This window comes from Photobacterium sp. 2_MG-2023 (genome assembly GCF_030547675.1).
In the GTDB taxonomy this organism is placed as follows: Bacteria; Pseudomonadota; Gammaproteobacteria; order Enterobacterales; family Vibrionaceae; genus Photobacterium; species Photobacterium arenosum.
Window position 1 is genome coordinate 1 of the sequence record NZ_JAUOQQ010000064.1, and the last position, 617, is coordinate 617.

Annotated in this window: 1 pseudogene; it reads left to right on the plus strand. The window is 47.0% G+C overall.

What is annotated here, in order from left to right:
• Nucleotides 1–534: pseudogene (locus Q4491_RS21470) on the plus strand (formylglycine-generating enzyme family protein); the annotation flags it as partial.
• Nucleotides 535–617 lie beyond the last annotated feature (83 nt).

Sequence of the window (617 nt, forward strand, 5' to 3'; positions counted from 1 at the left end):
AAACAAAACGCCGCCGACGTGGTGGTACGTGCCATCGAGAATCTGGTGTTTGTTGAAGGCGGTAGTTTTGAGATGGGCGATTTTCGTGCCCCTTGTGAAATCCCCAGCCGTACAGTCAAACGGATGGACTGGTCTCCGGATGCTGAATGCTTGAGTTCACCGTTTAGTCAGGAGACAGGTGCTAATCATTTGCATAAAGTCACACTCGATGCCTACTCAATCGCTAAATTTGAAACGCGATTTATTGATATGGAGTGGATGCGCCTGATTAATGGATTACCTGTGGCCAAAGAGAATTCGCGTGATGGGTCGATTGTTCAACGGGATTCTGAACGATACAAACTGCTAATAACCACAAGAAAAAACTATCCAGCTAGTGCCAAAGCATGGCAGGAAGCCAAAGATTATTGCCAGTGGCTCGGTCATATCAGTGCAATCCCCTTCGACTTACCCACCGAAGCACAATGGGAATATGCTGCCCGAAGTCGTGGCCAACACTACTATTTTGCCACTAATAATGGTTACCGTCAGCTAAGCGGGGTGATCTGATCCACTAACTCTGGACACTTAGCTAAGCACTGTTCTTCAATTCAAAATTCTCAGGGCTGAGATAGCCA